General features: G+C 58.1%; 16 protein-coding genes and 1 pseudogene. 8 read left to right on the forward strand and 9 right to left on the reverse strand.

Annotated elements, in window-relative coordinates; all coding sequences use genetic code 11:
• Window positions 1-326: 326 nt before the first annotated feature.
• Window positions 327-788 carry a hypothetical protein gene (locus ASC74_RS24500; RefSeq protein ID WP_236713340.1) on the forward strand — a complete coding sequence of 154 codons (462 nt, stop codon included), beginning with the start codon at window positions 327-329 and terminating at the stop codon, window positions 786-788.
• A 153-nt stretch (window positions 789-941) separates the two neighbouring features.
• Here ASC74_RS24500 and yiaY read toward each other — a convergent pair whose 3' ends face one another.
• Entirely contained in the window at window positions 942-2,090 is a 1,149-nt protein-coding gene (yiaY, locus tag ASC74_RS24505) for an L-threonine dehydrogenase (protein ID WP_056744760.1), read from the reverse strand.
• A 574-nt stretch (window positions 2,091-2,664) separates the two neighbouring features.
• On the opposite strand from yiaY, the gene ASC74_RS24515 reads away from it, so the two are divergent.
• Complete coding sequence (locus ASC74_RS24515) at window positions 2,665-3,225, forward strand: YSC84-related protein (protein ID WP_056744764.1); 561 nt, start codon at window positions 2,665-2,667, stop codon at window positions 3,223-3,225.
• A 243-nt stretch (window positions 3,226-3,468) separates the two neighbouring features.
• Here the strand turns inward: ASC74_RS24515 and ASC74_RS24520 are convergent.
• Both ASC74_RS24520 and ASC74_RS24525 read right to left on the reverse strand, forming a co-directional pair.
• A pseudogene (locus tag ASC74_RS24520) lies at window positions 3,469-3,810 on the reverse strand (cysteine hydrolase family protein); the annotation flags it as partial.
• Window positions 3,811-4,022: 212 nt separating this feature from the next.
• A complete protein-coding gene (locus tag ASC74_RS24525; RefSeq protein ID WP_056744766.1) occupies window positions 4,023-4,382 on the reverse strand; it encodes a DUF6124 family protein in 360 nt (119 codons plus the stop codon).
• Between the two features lie 560 nt (window positions 4,383-4,942).
• On the opposite strand from ASC74_RS24525, the gene ASC74_RS24530 reads away from it, so the two are divergent.
• Window positions 4,943-5,803 carry a phosphotransferase gene (locus ASC74_RS24530; RefSeq protein WP_056744768.1) on the forward strand — a complete coding sequence of 287 codons (861 nt, stop codon included), beginning with the start codon at window positions 4,943-4,945 and terminating at the stop codon, window positions 5,801-5,803.
• Between the two features lie 15 nt (window positions 5,804-5,818).
• Here the strand turns inward: ASC74_RS24530 and ASC74_RS24535 are convergent, their stop codons facing one another.
• The 6 genes from ASC74_RS24535 to ASC74_RS24560 form a co-directional block, all read right to left on the reverse strand.
• Entirely contained in the window at window positions 5,819-6,277 is a 459-nt protein-coding gene (locus ASC74_RS24535) for a GNAT family N-acetyltransferase (protein WP_056744770.1), read from the reverse strand.
• Window positions 6,278-6,412: 135 nt separating this feature from the next.
• Window positions 6,413-7,816 (reverse strand): purine-cytosine permease family protein, encoded by a 1,404-nt coding sequence (locus ASC74_RS24540; protein ID WP_056744772.1) that lies wholly within the window; start codon window positions 7,814-7,816, stop codon window positions 6,413-6,415.
• A gap of 50 nt (window positions 7,817-7,866) precedes the next feature.
• On the reverse strand, window positions 7,867-8,607 hold the full coding sequence (locus ASC74_RS24545; RefSeq protein WP_056744774.1) for a TorF family putative porin: 741 nt from the start codon (window positions 8,605-8,607) through the stop codon (window positions 7,867-7,869).
• 111 nt (window positions 8,608-8,718) lie between these two features.
• A complete protein-coding gene (locus ASC74_RS24550; RefSeq protein ID WP_056744776.1) occupies window positions 8,719-10,461 on the reverse strand; it encodes an amidohydrolase in 1,743 nt (580 codons plus the stop codon).
• Between the two features lie 18 nt (window positions 10,462-10,479).
• A complete protein-coding gene (locus ASC74_RS24555; RefSeq protein ID WP_056744778.1) occupies window positions 10,480-12,348 on the reverse strand; it encodes an amidohydrolase in 1,869 nt (622 codons plus the stop codon).
• A gap of 230 nt (window positions 12,349-12,578) precedes the next feature.
• Window positions 12,579-13,601, reverse strand: coding sequence for a helix-turn-helix transcriptional regulator (locus ASC74_RS24560; protein ID WP_056744780.1), 1,023 nt, complete (start codon window positions 13,599-13,601; stop codon window positions 12,579-12,581).
• Between the two features lie 191 nt (window positions 13,602-13,792).
• Between ASC74_RS24560 and ASC74_RS24565 the strand changes: the two genes are divergently transcribed.
• From ASC74_RS24565 to napE, 5 genes are all read left to right on the forward strand, one after another.
• Complete coding sequence (locus ASC74_RS24565) at window positions 13,793-14,092, forward strand: hypothetical protein (protein ID WP_056744781.1); 300 nt, start codon at window positions 13,793-13,795, stop codon at window positions 14,090-14,092.
• Window positions 14,093-14,246: 154 nt separating this feature from the next.
• Window positions 14,247-14,594: a metalloregulator ArsR/SmtB family transcription factor gene (locus ASC74_RS24570; RefSeq protein ID WP_056744783.1), complete on the forward strand. Its 348-nt coding sequence runs from the start codon at window positions 14,247-14,249 to the stop codon at window positions 14,592-14,594.
• Window positions 14,595-14,665: 71 nt separating this feature from the next.
• Window positions 14,666-15,136: an arsenate reductase ArsC gene (locus ASC74_RS24575; RefSeq protein WP_056744785.1), complete on the forward strand. Its 471-nt coding sequence runs from the start codon at window positions 14,666-14,668 to the stop codon at window positions 15,134-15,136.
• A gap of 11 nt (window positions 15,137-15,147) precedes the next feature.
• Window positions 15,148-15,840: an arsenical resistance protein ArsH gene (arsH, locus tag ASC74_RS24580; RefSeq protein ID WP_056744786.1), complete on the forward strand. Its 693-nt coding sequence runs from the start codon at window positions 15,148-15,150 to the stop codon at window positions 15,838-15,840.
• 170 nt (window positions 15,841-16,010) lie between these two features.
• Complete coding sequence (gene napE, locus ASC74_RS24585; RefSeq protein WP_033059995.1) at window positions 16,011-16,178, forward strand: periplasmic nitrate reductase, NapE protein; 168 nt, start codon at window positions 16,011-16,013, stop codon at window positions 16,176-16,178.
• Window positions 16,179-16,213 lie beyond the last annotated feature (35 nt).

A 16,213-nucleotide genomic window follows, 5' to 3' on the forward strand; every position in this document is an offset into this window, starting at 1 on the left:
CGTAGTCTACAGGTGCATGTTCCACCCTCGCTGACAGCTACCTGCCAACCGTTACCAGTATCGGTGAAGGCGGGACGGACTATCTATAATGGGTCGATGCTGTTGAAAAAGTCGGCTTCGGTTTCCACGGCAGAAAAGTTCGCGCCTGAGAATGCAATCTGTGCTTTGGGCAGAAGGTTCACGACTTAGATTTCACGTAGCAGCACGCAAAAGAGGTGTTTGTACCCATCAATATTTGAGCGTTTTGGGCAAACCGACTTTTTCAACACAATCAGCCTGAAGCGGACGTTCAAACCAAAGGTAATGCGATGAAGAGAAAAGCAAGCATGACTGCACTTCTGGCCAGTAAAGCAGCCTCCCAGCCTGCGCCTGACTGGACGTTTGACTCTGATCGCATGATCCGAATACTCGGTTGTAATTCGATCATCGAAGTACTTCGCCGCATCAAAAACGGTGGGCCAGAATGGGCGCATCGTAACGTCACCATTTGGTTTTCCGGGCCATCAAATGCCTGGGCTCTGGTGTACTCGCTTCAGGATGCCAGTGCCCCGTACTTTGACTTCACGTACACCCGCAAAGAGCCACCTCAGGAAGCCCTGTCCGCACTGCTAGGGAAGTACCCACAGTGCACCGTTATCGATTGGTCGCCCGGACGCTTGGCCTGCATCAGGGCCGAGGGTGTGGATGTTGAGACGCTAGCGGAAATTATCCGCGATGTCGCTGAAACGGCTTGGGATGAGCGCATCACGGTCGTCGATGCTTCGTACGAGGAAATGGGTAGTGCGTGACCCAAGAGTGGACGGTCGACCTTAGCTCCAAGGAATAGCGAGCTACCAGGGCTTGCCGGAGTTCAAAGTCGAGTACCTCGTGAAGAACCAAAAAAGCCCCGCACTTCAACCGAAGGCGGGGCTTTTGATCTGGCTGGCGTCACTTCACATCGGTTACATCGCGGTATGGAAAATCTGCTCGATCTCGTCCTGATTGGCAAGACGCGGATTGGTGAAGCCGCAGGCATCCTTCATGGCATTGGTTGCCAGGATCGGGATGTCGTCGGCCTTGGCGCCCAGTTCGGCGAGGCCGCTCGGAATACCGACATCCGAAGACAGTTTACGGATGGCGGTGATGGCCGCGGCGGCGCCTTTTTCCGCATCCAGATGCTGGGTGTCGACCCCCATTGCGTTGGCGATGTCTTTAAACCGGGCCGGGCATACGCTGGCGTTGAAGCTGGCGACATGGGGCAGCAGGATCGCATTACAGACGCCGTGTGGCAGGTCGTAGAACCCACCCAATTGGTGCGCCATAGCGTGGACATAGCCCAGCGAAGCATTGTTGAAGGCCATGCCGGCAAGAAATTGCGCGTAGGCCATATTTTCCCGGGCGGCCATGTCGTCACCCTGGGCAACGGCAGTGCGCAGGTTGGCCGAAATCAATTCCACGGCCTTGAGTGCACAGGCGTCGGTGATCGGCGTTGCCGCAGTCGACACGTAGGCTTCGATAGCGTGGGTCAGCGCGTCCATGCCGGTGGCGGCGGTCAGGCCTTTGGGCATGCCTGCCATCAGTGAAGGATCGTTGACCGACAACAGTGGGGTGACGTTACGGTCGACGATGGCCATTTTCACGTGCCGGACTTCGTCGGTAATGATGCAGAAACGGGTCATCTCACTCGCCGTGCCGGCGGTGGTATTGATCGCGATCAACGGCATCTGTGGCTTGGCGGATTGATCCACGCCTTCGTAATCACTGATGTGCCCGCCGTTGGCGGCGCACAGGGCAATGCCCTTGGCGCAGTCATGGGGTGAACCGCCGCCCAGGGAAATAATGAAATCACAGTCGCTACGGCCAAGCAGCTCGAGGCCTTTCTCGACATTGCTGACCGTCGGATTCGGTTTGGCACCATCAAACAGGGTGGAGTTGATGTCCTGCTGGGCCAGAAGGCTGGCTACTTTGGCAGCCACGCCGGCTTTGGCCAGGCCTGCATCAGTGACGATCAAGGCTTTACGGAAACCATATTTGCGGATGGCGAGCATCGCTTCGTCGAGACTGCCAATGCCCATCATGTTCACGGATGGAATGAAGAAGGTGCTGCTCATGATAAATCCTCTTTTATTCTGGAAACCCGGAAATCAGGTGAGGTCTTCTACTCATATCGCAGGCTGTGAGGCGGATCTGATTGTCATCATTGACGAAGTTCAGCGGGAGACGTGCTGCATCAAGTGTTCAGGCGAACAGCGTTTTAAGATGCAGAGGTGGATGGGCCATCGCAGCCGGTATCTATTGATCATGGGATTGAGCCTAAACCTATGACGCCAGACTGGAATGGTCCTTTAGCTTTCATTGGCACCTCCTTTAGTACTGGGGCTTCTGAGTTGATTCTGCCTAAAAGGGACTGGGTAGATGACTTGGTCGAACGCATACGGATCAATCGACCGATTGAATCCACAGCCAAAAGCAGCTTCTGACGACGAACCCGGCCGTTGCACAGCGGTCCAAACTTCTGATGGCATCGCGACTGTTCAAAGGCCTTGGGCCTGGTTCATTCAAAAGCGACGCTTTGCAATTCACACACATCAGGGTGCGCCGGATAACGTTCAGTAGGTTCGGATCCTGTCTGGTGCAGGCGCTGACTACTGCTCCCATCCCCTGCTCCCTTACCGGAGTATGAAAATGACTCAGTCAATGCGCTTCTTCCTATCGATCTTCCTCGCGACAGCATCATTGGCATCAGCGAGCCTCCTGAACAATGCAGGTGCGGCAACCGCCGAGGACCTGAATGCCGACTCCCGGCAAGCGTTGCAAACGCTTTACAAGACCACCCCATCTGCCAAAACCATTTCGCAGACTGCCAAAGCGGTGCTGGTCTTCCCGAAAATCATCAAGGCCGGCCTTGTGTTTGGTGGCAGCTATGGCGAAGGCGTGCTGATGAAAGGCTCGAAAGTGGAGAATTATTACAACTCCGTAACCGGGTCCTGGGGACTGCAGGCAGGCGCCCAATCGTACGGTTATGCGGTGTTCCTGATGACTGACAAAGCCGTGAATTATGTTCGTGAGACCAAGGGCTGGGAAGTCGGCGTAGGGCCCACCGTTGTATTGGTTGATGAAGGGGTTGCGAAGAATCTGTCCAGCACGACAGTGAAGGACGATGCCTACGCGTTCATCTTCGACCAGCAAGGGTTAATGGCCGGGGTCAGCATCGAGGGAACGAAGATTTCCCTGATCAAGCGCTGAAAGCCTGCCCTTCATGGGGTTTGATCTTTTGAAGCGTGGCGCGTCTGCGCCGTTTAAAAACGCTCCAACGCGTGGGATTCAAATTGAGAGGTGAAATTCATGAACAACATCATCTATATCGTCGGGTTAGTTGTGATTGTCGTGGTTATCCTGTCGTTTCTCGGGCTTGCATAGAATCGAAGAGCGTCTCGTGTTAGCAAGGCTGTACCCCGCATCGCGAGGTACAGCCTGCTCTTGCTTGACCTATTTGGCCTTTAGCAACTCAACCGTTTGCGCCGTGCTCCACAGGGCATTGGCGATGTAGCGATAGTTGATCAGTGCGGCCAGGTAGCCATCACCTTCGGGGGTCGTCGGGCCGGCGGTCGCGTCCCGAACCACCGCCACTTCAAAGCCAAGCTCCAGCAGTTCGCGCAGATGCGACTCGACGCACAGGTTCGCCGCCATGCCCGCCAGTATGATTTGCGACACACCGTGCTTGCGCAGCTGCAGCGCCAGGTCATTGGTTTCCGAGCCGTAAACCTTGTGCGGTGAAGCAATGATGGTTTTGCCGTCGAGGATGTAGGGCTTGTATTCGGGCATGTAGTCGCCGCAATACCTGTGGGAGCGAGCTTGCTCGCGATGAACGATGACGCGGAATCCCGGACCTGACACAAAAACCAATCACCGGCCAGCAGCGGCAACAAACACCGGGAACCTGTGGCGAAGGACCGTACTTCCGCTGGGCCGCGCAGCGGCCCCCAAAAGGGGACAACTGCCCAACCCAACGTCAGTTACCCACTCACCACAGCAGACCGCACTTACGCAGGTGGATCAATTTTATCCAGCAATCGGTTTGTCGTGATTTCAGCCAGCATGACGTTATTGGCAATGCCCAACAGGGAATAGCGCGAGCCACCATCCAGGCGGTCCACCAACTCGTGGACCATCACATCAATCGAGGCCAGGGTTTCGACCAGATGCACCGTTAGGGTTTCGGTCGTGGCCTCTGCGTCCACGGAAAACAGGGTGCTGCGTGTTCGCGGAGTGGCTTTGATGTCGGCAATCGACGGGAAGTGGAAGTTCAGAGCCCGCTCGGCGGCCTCGTTGAGCTTCTTTGAATCGGATTCGTACGGGGAGACCGGATCGGTGTCCGGCGGATTGGGTGTGACCTTGAACATGGTGAAACTCCTAGAGAAATGGAGCTGCCACCATTCGCTGCGAAACGAAAAAAAGGTGGCAACTGTACGCGGGTTCGCAGACCAGGACTCTAGGAACCCGGCAGACCCTAAGGCCTCCCACGCACAGCCGCCATGACATGAATGACAGACCTAATGAAGCGTCTGCTCACGGACGGTAGACGTTGTGCGTCTAGAGTTTACCCAGGCTGCGAAACCCGATCACTGATGGGCAGTGACACGAATCAAGTTACCGAGCGGCCCTAAGGCGCACAAGCCGGCGGATTCTGGCGCAGCCGTAGGCAACGGCGCAAGGTCTTGTGGCTTTCAGGAAGTAACCTTGATGGATCTTAAACAAGCATCCTGTGGAGATGTTTAGAAATCTGACACACGCTTCTTACACGAGGTGAAACCTTGTTCCATGTCTCGACGACGGATAGCCAACCCAGCGGTAAAAAATCAACTCTGCGTGTAAGGGTCTGCAGCGTCCTGCCGATAACGACAAAGCGTCGCACTCGATTGCCGGCGTTTTATGGACCGCAAAGCATTAGCAGGGACTTTACATGCGTCACCTCAGACACCTTACTTCCCCTCTGAATCAGCAAAAGATTGCTGGCGTCACCTTCCATTTCGATCCGTCCGATCAGAACGAACTGGTGACGGTGCTTCAGCGTTTTTTTGCCGAGCCGGATCAACATGCGTTGCTGGATATTCCCGAGGAAACCCGCAGCGTGTTCCTGCTCGAAGGTGAGCGCAAATGGGTGTTGAAACACAACCGCCTGACCCACTGGAAAAAGCAGCTGCAGAATTTCCTGGGCCTCAAGCGTGTGTTCGGGCTGCATGACCTGACCAACGAATTCATCAACCTGTCCGTTGTGTCCGCCAAGTCGGAGTCATCGCCCAGAGTGGCTGCATTCGGCCACGTCGGACGTTTTCCGTTTCTCAAGGAAGAGTATTTGCTGGTCAGTTTTTTCGACAACCATTGCAGTGTCGATGAACGACTGATCGCCCAACCCGAGCAGGCGCAAACGCTGCTGTTGGACATTTTCCAACTGTTTGGGCAGACGCTGGTCGAGGGGTTTGTGCACATGGACCCGCACCCCAAGAACATCCTGATTGGCCCCGATGGCAGGCTGCGCCTGATCGATTTCGAATGCTGCGCGCATTCGGTGCTGGATCACGACTTCAGCCTGGGTTTTCTGCTGGGTTACTTCTATCGCTTCTGGTTCAACAAGTTCATTTCGGTTGAACACTACAACGCGTGCTGTGAACGCTACCTGAAGCATCAGCACCCAGCATTGAACCGTGAAGTTTTCCAGGCGGTGTATGAACGCTTTCGAGACCGTGGTGTTTCCCGGAGCACCCGTTACCGCATTCTCACGTGCCCCAAGGCCCAAGCTGCATTCCTGCACGAGTTGAGGTAACCGGCAGCGGTTGGCTCAGCCTTGTTTCAAATCGAGGCAGTAGGTGTAGTAACCCGTGTCGCGCACATAACCCAAGGATTCATACAACCGTTGCGCGCCGACATTGTCCGTGGCCGTTTCCAGCAACAGGCCTTTGGCACCGGTCAACAACGCAAAGGCTCGCGCGGTGTTCATCAGCAACGTGCCGACCCCTTGCCCTCGGGCGGTGGGCGTTGTGAACAGGTCGCCCAGCAGCCAGGTGCGGTGCGCGTCGATGGAGGAGAACGTCGGGAACAACTGGACGAAACCCAGCGCCTCGCCGCTGGGGGCCTGGGCGAAGAAGATCGCGGATTCGTCCCGGGCAATGCGCTCGGCGATGAAGTCGCGAGACTGCGACAGGTTCGATGGCTGACCGTAGAAGCCTCGATAGGCGTCGAACAGGCCGGCGATTTTATCGAGGTGGGATGCGTCGGCGCGCAGGGCCTGGATGTCCATGTTGATCGTCTCCTTGCGGATTGATGTGATGAGCGGGAAAAGGGAAATGTAGATCAAAAGATCGCAGCCTGCGGCAGCTCCTACAAGGGACGGCGTACGCAGGCTGTGATCTTTTTGCTTTCCTCCTTAAGACTTTCAGTTCCGCGCAGGGGCCACCGCCGGCATTGATGTCCTGGCCAGCCCGTAATAAAGAATCCCCGGCACCACCAGACCAACAATCCAGGAAATATCGACACCGCCGAGCTGCGCCACCATCGGCCCGGAGTAGAAGTGAGTATCGACGAAGGGCAACTGGATCAATACACCGATGACATACACGCTGATCCCGCGCAGGTTCCAGCGGCCATAACGGCCCGCCGGGTCGGATAACGCCGGGATGTCATAGCGCTCTTTGTTGATGAAGTAGTAATCCACCAGATTGATCGCGCTCCACGGTGTGAAGAAGGTCAGCAAAAACAGGATGAAGTACTTGAAGGTGTTGAGAAACGAGTACTGACCCAGCAGCGCGAGCGTGGTGGACGCCGCGACAATCAACAACACAAACACCATGCGCTGGCGGGCGGATATCTCCAGACGACTGCGGAAACCACTGATGATGGTGGCCACGCACATGAAGCTGCCATACGCGTTGAGCGTGGACACCGTGACCTTGCCGAACACCACGCTCAGGTACAGCAGGGACGCCATCACACCGGTGCTGCCCAACCCGACGATGGTCGCCACCTCGTGACCGCGGAAGTTCGCACCGGCCAACGCTGCGGCGAATACTCCCAGCACCATGGACGCCTGAGCGCCCAGCACCGTTCCAAGCCCGACGGCAGCAAACGTCTTCCACGACGAGGTCTTGCTCGGCAGGTAGCGTGAGTAATCAGCCACGTAAGGGCCAAAGGCGATCTGCCAGGAGGCGGACAACGACACCGCCAGCAGGAAAGTACTCCAGCCGAAGTGACGGTTTTCCAGCAGCAGACCGATATCGTTGAGGGTCATCAACCGGGTAAACAGATAGACGAAGGCGATGATGCCCAGCACGCTGGCCACCCGGCCGACCAGGTGGATGACCCGGTAACCGAAGATCGTCAGAAACGCGATGCAGGAGGCAAAAATCAGGATGCCGGCGCTGTCGCTGACATGAATCAACTGGGCAATCGCCTGCCCCGACAACACCGCACCGGTGGCGCTGAAACCGAGGTACATCAGGCACACCAGCACAATCGGGATGGCCGCCCCATAGACCCCGAACTGCACACGACTGGAGATCATCTGCGGCAGGCCGAGCTTCGGCCCTTGCGCCGCGTGCAGGGCAACGACTGTGCCTCCCAGCACTTGGCCGATCAGCAAGCCGATGAGTGACCAGAACACATCGCCGCCCAGCACCACGGCCAGGGCGCCGGTGACGATCGCGGTGATTTGCAGGTTGGCGCCGAGCCACAGGGTGAACTGGCTGTAGAGGCTGCCATGCCGCTCGGCCTCGGGGATGTAATCGATCGAACGTGTCTCGATCAGGGGACTTCGCTGCTGACTATCGCTGACCTTGGTCATTACGTTGTTTTCCTTTGAGGCGCTTGTTTTTATTGTGTGGGCTCGAACGCTTAGAACGCCTTGCTGACACTGGCAACCACCGTGGCGGAGCACAAATCACCATAGCCGTACCAGCTCGTGCATTCGCTTTTCGACAGGTCGGTATCAATGTAGCTAAGACCCCAGGTCACGCCCACGAAGTCACGGGTCAACTTGGCTTCCCACTCGGTGTAGGCATCACGGCTTTCGCCGCTGGCGGACCAGAACGCCGGGTCTTTGACATCGTTGCGACCCACGCGCAGGTCCAGGCCGATTTCGGCCGGCAATTCGATTTTGTAGCTGAGGTAGGTGTAAAGGGTGTCCTGGTCCTCGCCGAAGAAGTTCGGCGTATCGTTTGAGTAGTTGGCGCCGAGCTTCACGCCATACACGTCAAGGACGGCGTAGACCTCACTCAGGTTGAATTGGCTCTCCTTTGGATAGTCGTACTTGATGTACCCCAGATCGAGGCTGATGGCCTCGGTCGCCTGCCAGTAGTAGCCCGCGTAATACTCGAGTTCCTGCCGCGTCTTGAACTCGCCGCCGAAATCGACGTTCGAGGTCCAGGCGCCAACGTACAGCCCACTGCTGTGCATCAGCGTGGCGCCGGCCTGAGCCGCCGGATCACCCAGGGTTTGCGAAATGCCACGGGTGCGGTAGTCGCTGAAGACTCCCAGGGTCATGTCCAGGCTGAAGTCATCGTTGAGTGGCAGTGCCTGGGTGGTCAGGGGTGCCAATGCAAGAGTGGCGAGGGTCAATACTGAGCGTGCGTTCATACAAGTCTCTTATTTTTATGGAGGTGCGGGTTATTTCGGGCATGGCGATGCCGAGCCCCTCGTCATACGAGGAGCCAGGCAGTCTTTTGCGTAGTGCGGGTGAACGGAGGGTCAGGACGCGGGCGCGTACACCTCTTTGCCGGCGAAGAAGGTCTTCAGGACCTTGGTGTCGAACAGTTCGTCATCGCTGACCTTGAAGACATCGCGGTCGAGGATGATCAGATCGGCCTGTTTGCCGGGTGTCAGCGAACCAATCTGCTGCTCCAGGCGCAGGGCCTTGGCGGCATTGAGCGTGTAGGCGTAGAACATGGTCTGGCGATCGATGCTTTCTTTGGCATTCAACACACCCAGCGGCCCTTTGCGCGTGCTGGCCTGAGCGATGGCGTTCCATGGATTGGGGCTGGACACCGGCCAGTCACTGCCACCGGCGATGACCGCACCGGCGTTATGCAGGGACTTGGCGGGATACTGATAACCGTAAGCAAACGCGCTGATATAGGGTTTGACGAGCTCGACGGTGTAACTCTCACCGGTGGCCCACAGCAATTGCATGGAAGCGATCACGCCAAGTTGCTTGAAGCGCGGAAACTCTTTGGGGTTGACCAGTTGCAGGTGGCTGATGCTATGAGCCACCGGTGTCGGGTTGAGTTTGCGCGCATAAGCAAAACCATTGAGAGACTCACGCACGGCACGGTCGCCGACCGCATGCATGTGCACAATCCAGTCGCGCTTCTCCGCTGCCACGACCAACTCACCGAAGTGCGCGGGGTCGATCAGCAGTTGACCGTTTTTATGGCTGTTCTTGAAGGGAACAATCACCGCGGCGGTCTGCCCCGGAAACTCCAGAACGCCATCGGCGAATACCTTGATGCCAGGAAAACTCAGGTTGGGCACACCCTCGAATTTCTTCATGACCTTGGCTAGCACTTCCAGGTCGGCCGGTCGGCTTTTCGGGTTGGTCAACAGCAGCGCGGCGACGTGGGCGCTGAGTTCACCCTTCTCTGCCAGTTCGCGGTAAAGCGGCAGCACGCCGTAACTCTGCTCGGTTGCCTTGAAATCGAACAGCGAATCACCACTGCCGGCATTCGCGGCGGCGTCCATCCACGCAGTGACGCCGTATTGATTGTTGACCCTTACTGCCTCGCGGGCGGCTTTCAACATGGTCTCGTCGCTGGGTGCGGGGATCTGACTGCGTACCTGGTCCCAGCGAGACTCGGCAAAATAACCATTGGGGGTGAAATCCCCGTCGTGACCCACATAGCTGCGATCCTGTTCCGACAGACCTTTTACCAGTGCCGCGTCGATCTTCAGGCGCTTGAGCATGGCGTTGTTGGCCCATCCGGTGTGCCCGTCAATCCCGTTGAGGACCACCGGTTGATCCGCCCAGCGTCCCTGATTGAAGCGCTCGCCCAGCTCGCGGCTCTTGTCCCAATAGGCCGAACTGACCCCGGCGATGCTGATCACGTCACCGGCCCGGGCAACGCCCGCCTGATCCTGTTCAATGATCCACTGTTCAAGCGCCGGCAATGGCTTGACCTCATCCAGCAGGTTGGCGCCCATGCTGTCGAAGGCCGCTACCACCGGGTGACTGTGGGTATCAATCATCCCCGGCATCAGCACCTTGCCCGCCAGATCGATCCGTTGCGTGCGGGTGTCGGCCAGGGCGTTGATCTCGGCATTGCTGCCCACCTTGAGAATCTTGCCGTCTTGCACGGCCACTGCCTGGACCAGTCCCTGACCGGGTTCGGCGGTAAAGACCTTGCCGTTGAACAACACAAGGTCAGCGGCGGCCATGGCTTGCACCGAAGAAAAGGCCAGGGCTGCGGCCAACAGGTTTGGAATAAATCGCTGCATCGGAACACTCTCTTGTTTTTATTGGGCTGGGCGGGCGGCTGATGCCTGGGACAATGCCTTCGGATCAAGGCCAACGAACGGCGCCTTGGCCCACACGACCTGGCCGCCCACGACTGTCAGCAGCACATTGTTTCGAGCCAACTCCTCCTCGGGCACCTGCATGAAGTTCTTGTCCAGAATGATCAGGTCCGCGAACTTGCCCACCTCGACCGAACCGACGACAGCGTCCAGTTTCAGCTGCTCGGCGGCGTTGATGGTGATGGTGCGCAGCACTTCAGTGCGCGACAGCGCCGGGTCGGCATTCAGCCTGCCCGCATACTTGGGGCCATAGCTGTGCGGGTTCAGCGGATCACCTGAGCGGGTGACACCGATCTTCAGCGCCAGGAACTCGTCGAGCGGGTCGACCGGCCAGTCGCTGCCATACGCCACACGGCCGCCGGCACGAGCGATGCTGCCGGACGGCTCCATGCGGGCAAATCGCGCCGCCCCCAAATGCTCGTTGGTGCCGTCAACCGTAGACGGTGCCTGCTGGGCCCACTGGAAGGACATGTTGGCGGTCACGTCGAGCGCCTTGAAGCGCGCATAGTCGGCAGGGTCCACCGACTCGTTGTGAGTAATGGCTGGGCGGAAGCCATTGCCGGGCAGCTGCTGGCGCACGTATTCGATGCCGTTCAGTGAGTCGCGCACCGCGCGGTCTCCGGTGGCGTGAAGGTGCGGATCGAGGCCGGCCTGAACGGCCTTCAACAGTAACGGGTTGAGCACTTGCGGCGGGAAGTACAGCTCACCGGTGTTCTTGCCGGGTGTCCACTTCGGCGCTGTATCGGTGCCGGCGTTGCGCAGGTACGGCGTCAACATGGCACCGGTGTCCGCCGGCGCGTTGATGATGCCGTCCATGAACAATTTGACGTGGCGCATGCTCACGCCCGGCGCCGGTTTCGCTTCGCCCTGATCGTAGGTGGTGGCCATTGCCTTGGCCTCGGCGATGGTTTTGTCCGGGTCGACAGCCGCGGCGGCAGGGTCGAGTTTGATCGCCAGCAAGGCCCGGGCCGTCAGTTCACCCGACTGCTGCAGGGTAGTAAACGCTTTGCCATTTTCCGGCCCCGACAAGGCATCGAAGAAACTGGTGATGCCTTGCTGGCGCATGGCGTCGAGCGCCGCGCGGGTCTGATTGAGTTTCTCGGCGTCGGTGGCGGGCGGCACCACGGCAGCCATGGCCTCGGCGGCTCCGTCTTCGCAGATGCCGTTCGGGTTGCCGGCGCTGTCGCGCATGTACTTGCCATCACCGGGATTGGCCGTGTGCTTGTTGATGCCGGCGACCGCCAGGCCGCGGGAGTTGGTCAGCACCGTATGGAAGTCGGTGGAACGGACTTGAATTGGACGGTTGGTCTTGAGCGCATCCAGTGTCGATTTGTCGGGGTCGCCGTCGAGTCCGGTCATGCCAATGCGGTCCCAGCTGCCCACTTCGAGCCAGACGTCGGGGCCTTTGTCCTTGTCGGCATCCAGGCACGCCTGAATGGTTTCCTGGAAAGCCTTGCGGGTCATCGTCTGGTATTTCAGGTCGCACAAGGTCATGGCGCGGCCGCCATCCCCCGGGTGCATGTGCGCATCAATGAAGCCCGGCATCAGCATGCGGCCGGCCAGATCGATCAGCTGTGTCTGCGTGCCGATGTACGAGGCAACCCCTGCATCGCTGCCGACATAAACGATCTTCCCGCCCGTGACGGCGATCGCCTGCTGCACGGAATTCTTGCCGTCGACGGTGTAGACATAGCCGTTGCGCATGACCATGTCGGCGCCTGTCGAAGCGTGTGTCTGACACCCCACCAGCGCCGCGCAGGAAAATGCCGTTGTCGTGGCAACGGCGATAAATAGCCTGGAGAATTTCAACTGCCTCACCTCTATTTTTATAGTTGTGGAAGTGGCCCGAACGGACGGTCGCAAGCCCCTGATATGCAGGGCATACCCTATAGAGCGCGGCCGTCGGATGGACCTCCACAAATGAGGAGGGGTAAGGCAAATACCGGTCAGTTGAGCAGCAACGCAGTCCTTGTAGCAGCTGCCGGACGCAGCCTTCGGCAGCTGCTACAAGGACTGCGTTATGGCTTAAGGCGCTGGGCTTAATTACGACGTGCAGTTTCCGCAAGCGAGGTCGATGACCGCAGGACAGAACCCAGCTCCACTTTGCTCTTCACGCCGAGCTGCAAGTAGCAGTTGCGCAGATAGGTGCGCACGGTGGCCGGACTCAGTGCAAGGATTTTGGCAATTTCCTTATAGGAATGGCCGGCGGCGAACAGCATCGCCGCCGTGCGCTCGCGTGGTGCCAGCACCGCCCCGCGCGACTGTGTTTCGAGTGACAGGATGACGTGCTCGGCGTTGGGGCTAAGTGTCATTGCAGTGCGACCCAGGCGAATCACACACGGCGCTTTTTGCAGTTGCGCGATGACATCAACGGGAAGCATTGAACCGCTCCAGCCGGGCAACTCGCGCTGAATCGCGGCGCACAGACTTGCGCCCACATACAGCAGACTGCCGTCCATCCGGGCGACCCCGAAGTCACTCGCCCCGTTGCCCGTGTCGCAGCGAATCATGTCCTGCACCTGAAAGCGCCACAACTGCAACAGATGGTCGCAGAACGCCGAAAACAACCCGTCCTCGCTGTCGTTGAAAGCCGGTGCATGAAGGCCACGGTAGAGACAGACGAAGAACACTAAGCCGCTTTCAGGAAGCTCGAACGTGATGCACATCAGGTGGTAGAGGTCGTGCCGCCGTGCGAAATCGTTTACCTCTTCGCAGGGATCGGTGAACCCACTGTCGCGCACAACTTCCCCGGGTTGACTTAAGGTCTCCTGGGAAAATCTGTCGCTGACCGCCACTTTGTGCCATTCGACGGCAAACGACTCGGGCAGATTGATCCGCCCGTGCATCCAGCTTTGAGGGGGAGTACTGGCGTCTGACGTCGACATCTCGCCCCACCATGCCGAAGCGAAGGGCACCAGTTGGCGGAAGGCCTGCAAGCCGTCTGCGATGAATTGGGATGCGCCGCGGTCTCGAGCAAGCCGACCCAGGTGCAACACGCACCGATTGAACGCTGTCAGCGTGGCCATCGACGCCTTGGCGCCGATCTCATCACCCTCCTCCATTGTTTTTATCCTGTTTACTACATGGCGTATTTTTTCGACGATGCCATAGGCGCGGTTATGGCGTCCAGCGAGCGCTGTTGTTGCGGGAGAATTCTGGTTTAAACAGACCCAAGGGCAGGCGCAACACCGTCTAATCTGAATAGAGTACGACCACAAACATGCCTCTAGCCTCTTGATACAGGGGAAACGGGATGACCGGAAAAACAGCGCGCCAGTGCTCGTCATGGATCCTGCCCTCCCTGCTCGCCATCAACCTGGCACTGGCAGCGGGATGTGCAGGCAAAGCTGCGACAGCTCGCTATACGGCCTCAAACATAGGTGACAGCTGCTATGCAAAAGCGCTGCCCACTGCCGGCGAGGGCGGTCTGGCTTGGGGCACCACCTTGAACATGGCTCGCCAAAAATCCCTGGATAATTGCATACGTTATGCCGGCCAATCCGGTGGCACGCCCAATACCTGCAAAGTGGTGTTGGCGGAGTGCAAAAATTGAAGCTTTAGGCCCAGAAGCAGCCATTCACTGATTCAAGCCCCTTTGCAAAGTCACGTCCGACAGGTCGTCTTTCTGACGTCGATCTGATTTTGGCTTGCTCGAAACATATGGATAACCGTATATTCGGACAACCATATGTATTGAAGACGCCTCCATGCTGACCCCTGCCGCCATATTCAAATGCCTGTCCGACGAAACTCGCACACGGGCCACCTTACTGATCACCCGTGAGGGAGAGTTATGCGTCTGCGAACTGGTCTGCGCCCTGAACGACAGTCAGCCGAAAATCTCCCGTCACCTCGCGCAGCTCCGGGCATGTGGCCTGCTGCTGGACCGCCGCCAGGGTCAGTGGGTGTATTACCGGCTCAACCCCGAACTGCCAAAGTGGGTTCGCACCATTCTTGAGACAACCCTGGAAGCCAACGCCGTCTGGCTTGAGGAAAACAACACTCGACTCAAAGCGATGGGCGACCGGCCTATCAACACTGCCGCCTGCTGCTGACCCATCACCTTATCTGCCCTGGCCTTGCGCCTGGGCGTTTAGCACCTGCCCGTCTGGAAAGAGGAGTCGCCATGCGCGTTCTGTTCATGTGTACCGCCAATAGCTGTCGCAGCATTCTGTCTGAAGCGATGTTCAATCATCTCGCACCGCAAGGTTTCCAGGCGATCAGCGCCGGCAGCTTCCCCAAAGGACAGGTTCTGCCGCGCAGCCTGACCACGTTGCAAGAGGCCGGGATTGCGATCGACGGGTTAAGCAGCAAAGGCAACGACGCCTTCGAGGTCAACCCGCCGGACATTGTCATCACCGTCTGCGACAAGGCCGCCGGTGAGGCGTGCCCGGTCTACTTCGGACCGGCCCTCAAGGCCCACTGGGGGCTGGAAGATCCATCAGAGGTGAAGGGTGATGAGACCGTCGTCGCTGCTGCATTCCACTCGACGCTTGCACGCATCGAAACGCGCTGCCGGGCGTTCCTCGCCCTGCCCTTCGCCCAACTTGATCGCGATGCGCTGAAGCGCGAACTCGACCGCATCAGCACGCTGTAACCGGAGCCCCCATGACCAACCCACTGCCTAATCTCGACGCGTCATTGATTCAGCCCATAGCCAGTGACGACGGCCAACACAAGCCACGAATCCTCCTGCTGTACGGGTCGACCCGCGCACGCTCATTCAGTCGGCTGCTGGTAGAAGAATCAGCCCGCCTGCTCGAACACTTCGGTGCAGAGACGCGGATCTTCAATCCATCGGGACTACCGCTACCGGATGACGCACCCGGCGATCACCCGAAAGTTCAGGAGTTGCTTGAACTGATGCAATGGTCTGAAGGGCAGGTCTGGTGCTCACCCGAGCGCCACGGCTCCATGTCTGCCGTATTCAAGGCCCAGATTGACTGGGTGCCGCTGGCCTTGGGCGCCGTTCGCCCGACCCAAGGGAAAACGCTCGCCGTCATGCAGGTCAGCGGCGGTTCCCAATCCTTTAACGTGGTGAATCAGCTTCGCGTACTGGGACGCTGGATGCGGATGTTCACGATCCCTAATCAATCGTCCGTGCCGAAGGCTTTTCTGGAGTTTGACGAAGGCAACCGCATGAAACCGTCCTCGCTGTATGACCGGGTGGTCGACGTCATGGAAGAACTGGTGAAGTTCACGTTGCTGCTGCGCGAGCGCCCGGATCTGGTTGACCGCTACTCCGAACGCAAGGAGTCAGCGGAAGAACTGACTCAGCGTGTGAATCAACGCTCGATTTGAAAACAGGGTGTCCGCACCTTGGTAACTAAATGAAGTAATGAATTAAAGCGTTATAACCCGTTGCGACACCGGAGCACGGGTTAACAACCGTCGGTCTATAAAACCCCTGCCAGAAAACCTGCGAAAACTTCGTGATCTAGTCTGACTGCACGTTCGGCAGGAGATTACTCATGTCATTGGCTGAAGAACGAAAACCTCAGCGCCGCAAGGAAACCCGGCTGTTTCTCTTTCTTGTCGTCTGCCTCTTTCCGCTGCTGTCGGTCGCTATCGTCGGCGGTTACGGTTTTATCGTCTGGTTTTTCCAGATGCTGTACGGCCCACCAGGACCACCCAACTAACTAATAGCCTTTTCTGAAAGCCTATTGGAGCCAGC

Source organism: Pseudomonas sp. Root329 (genome assembly GCF_001424925.1).
GTDB classification, from domain to species: Bacteria; Pseudomonadota; Gammaproteobacteria; order Pseudomonadales; family Pseudomonadaceae; genus Aquipseudomonas; species Aquipseudomonas arabinosi.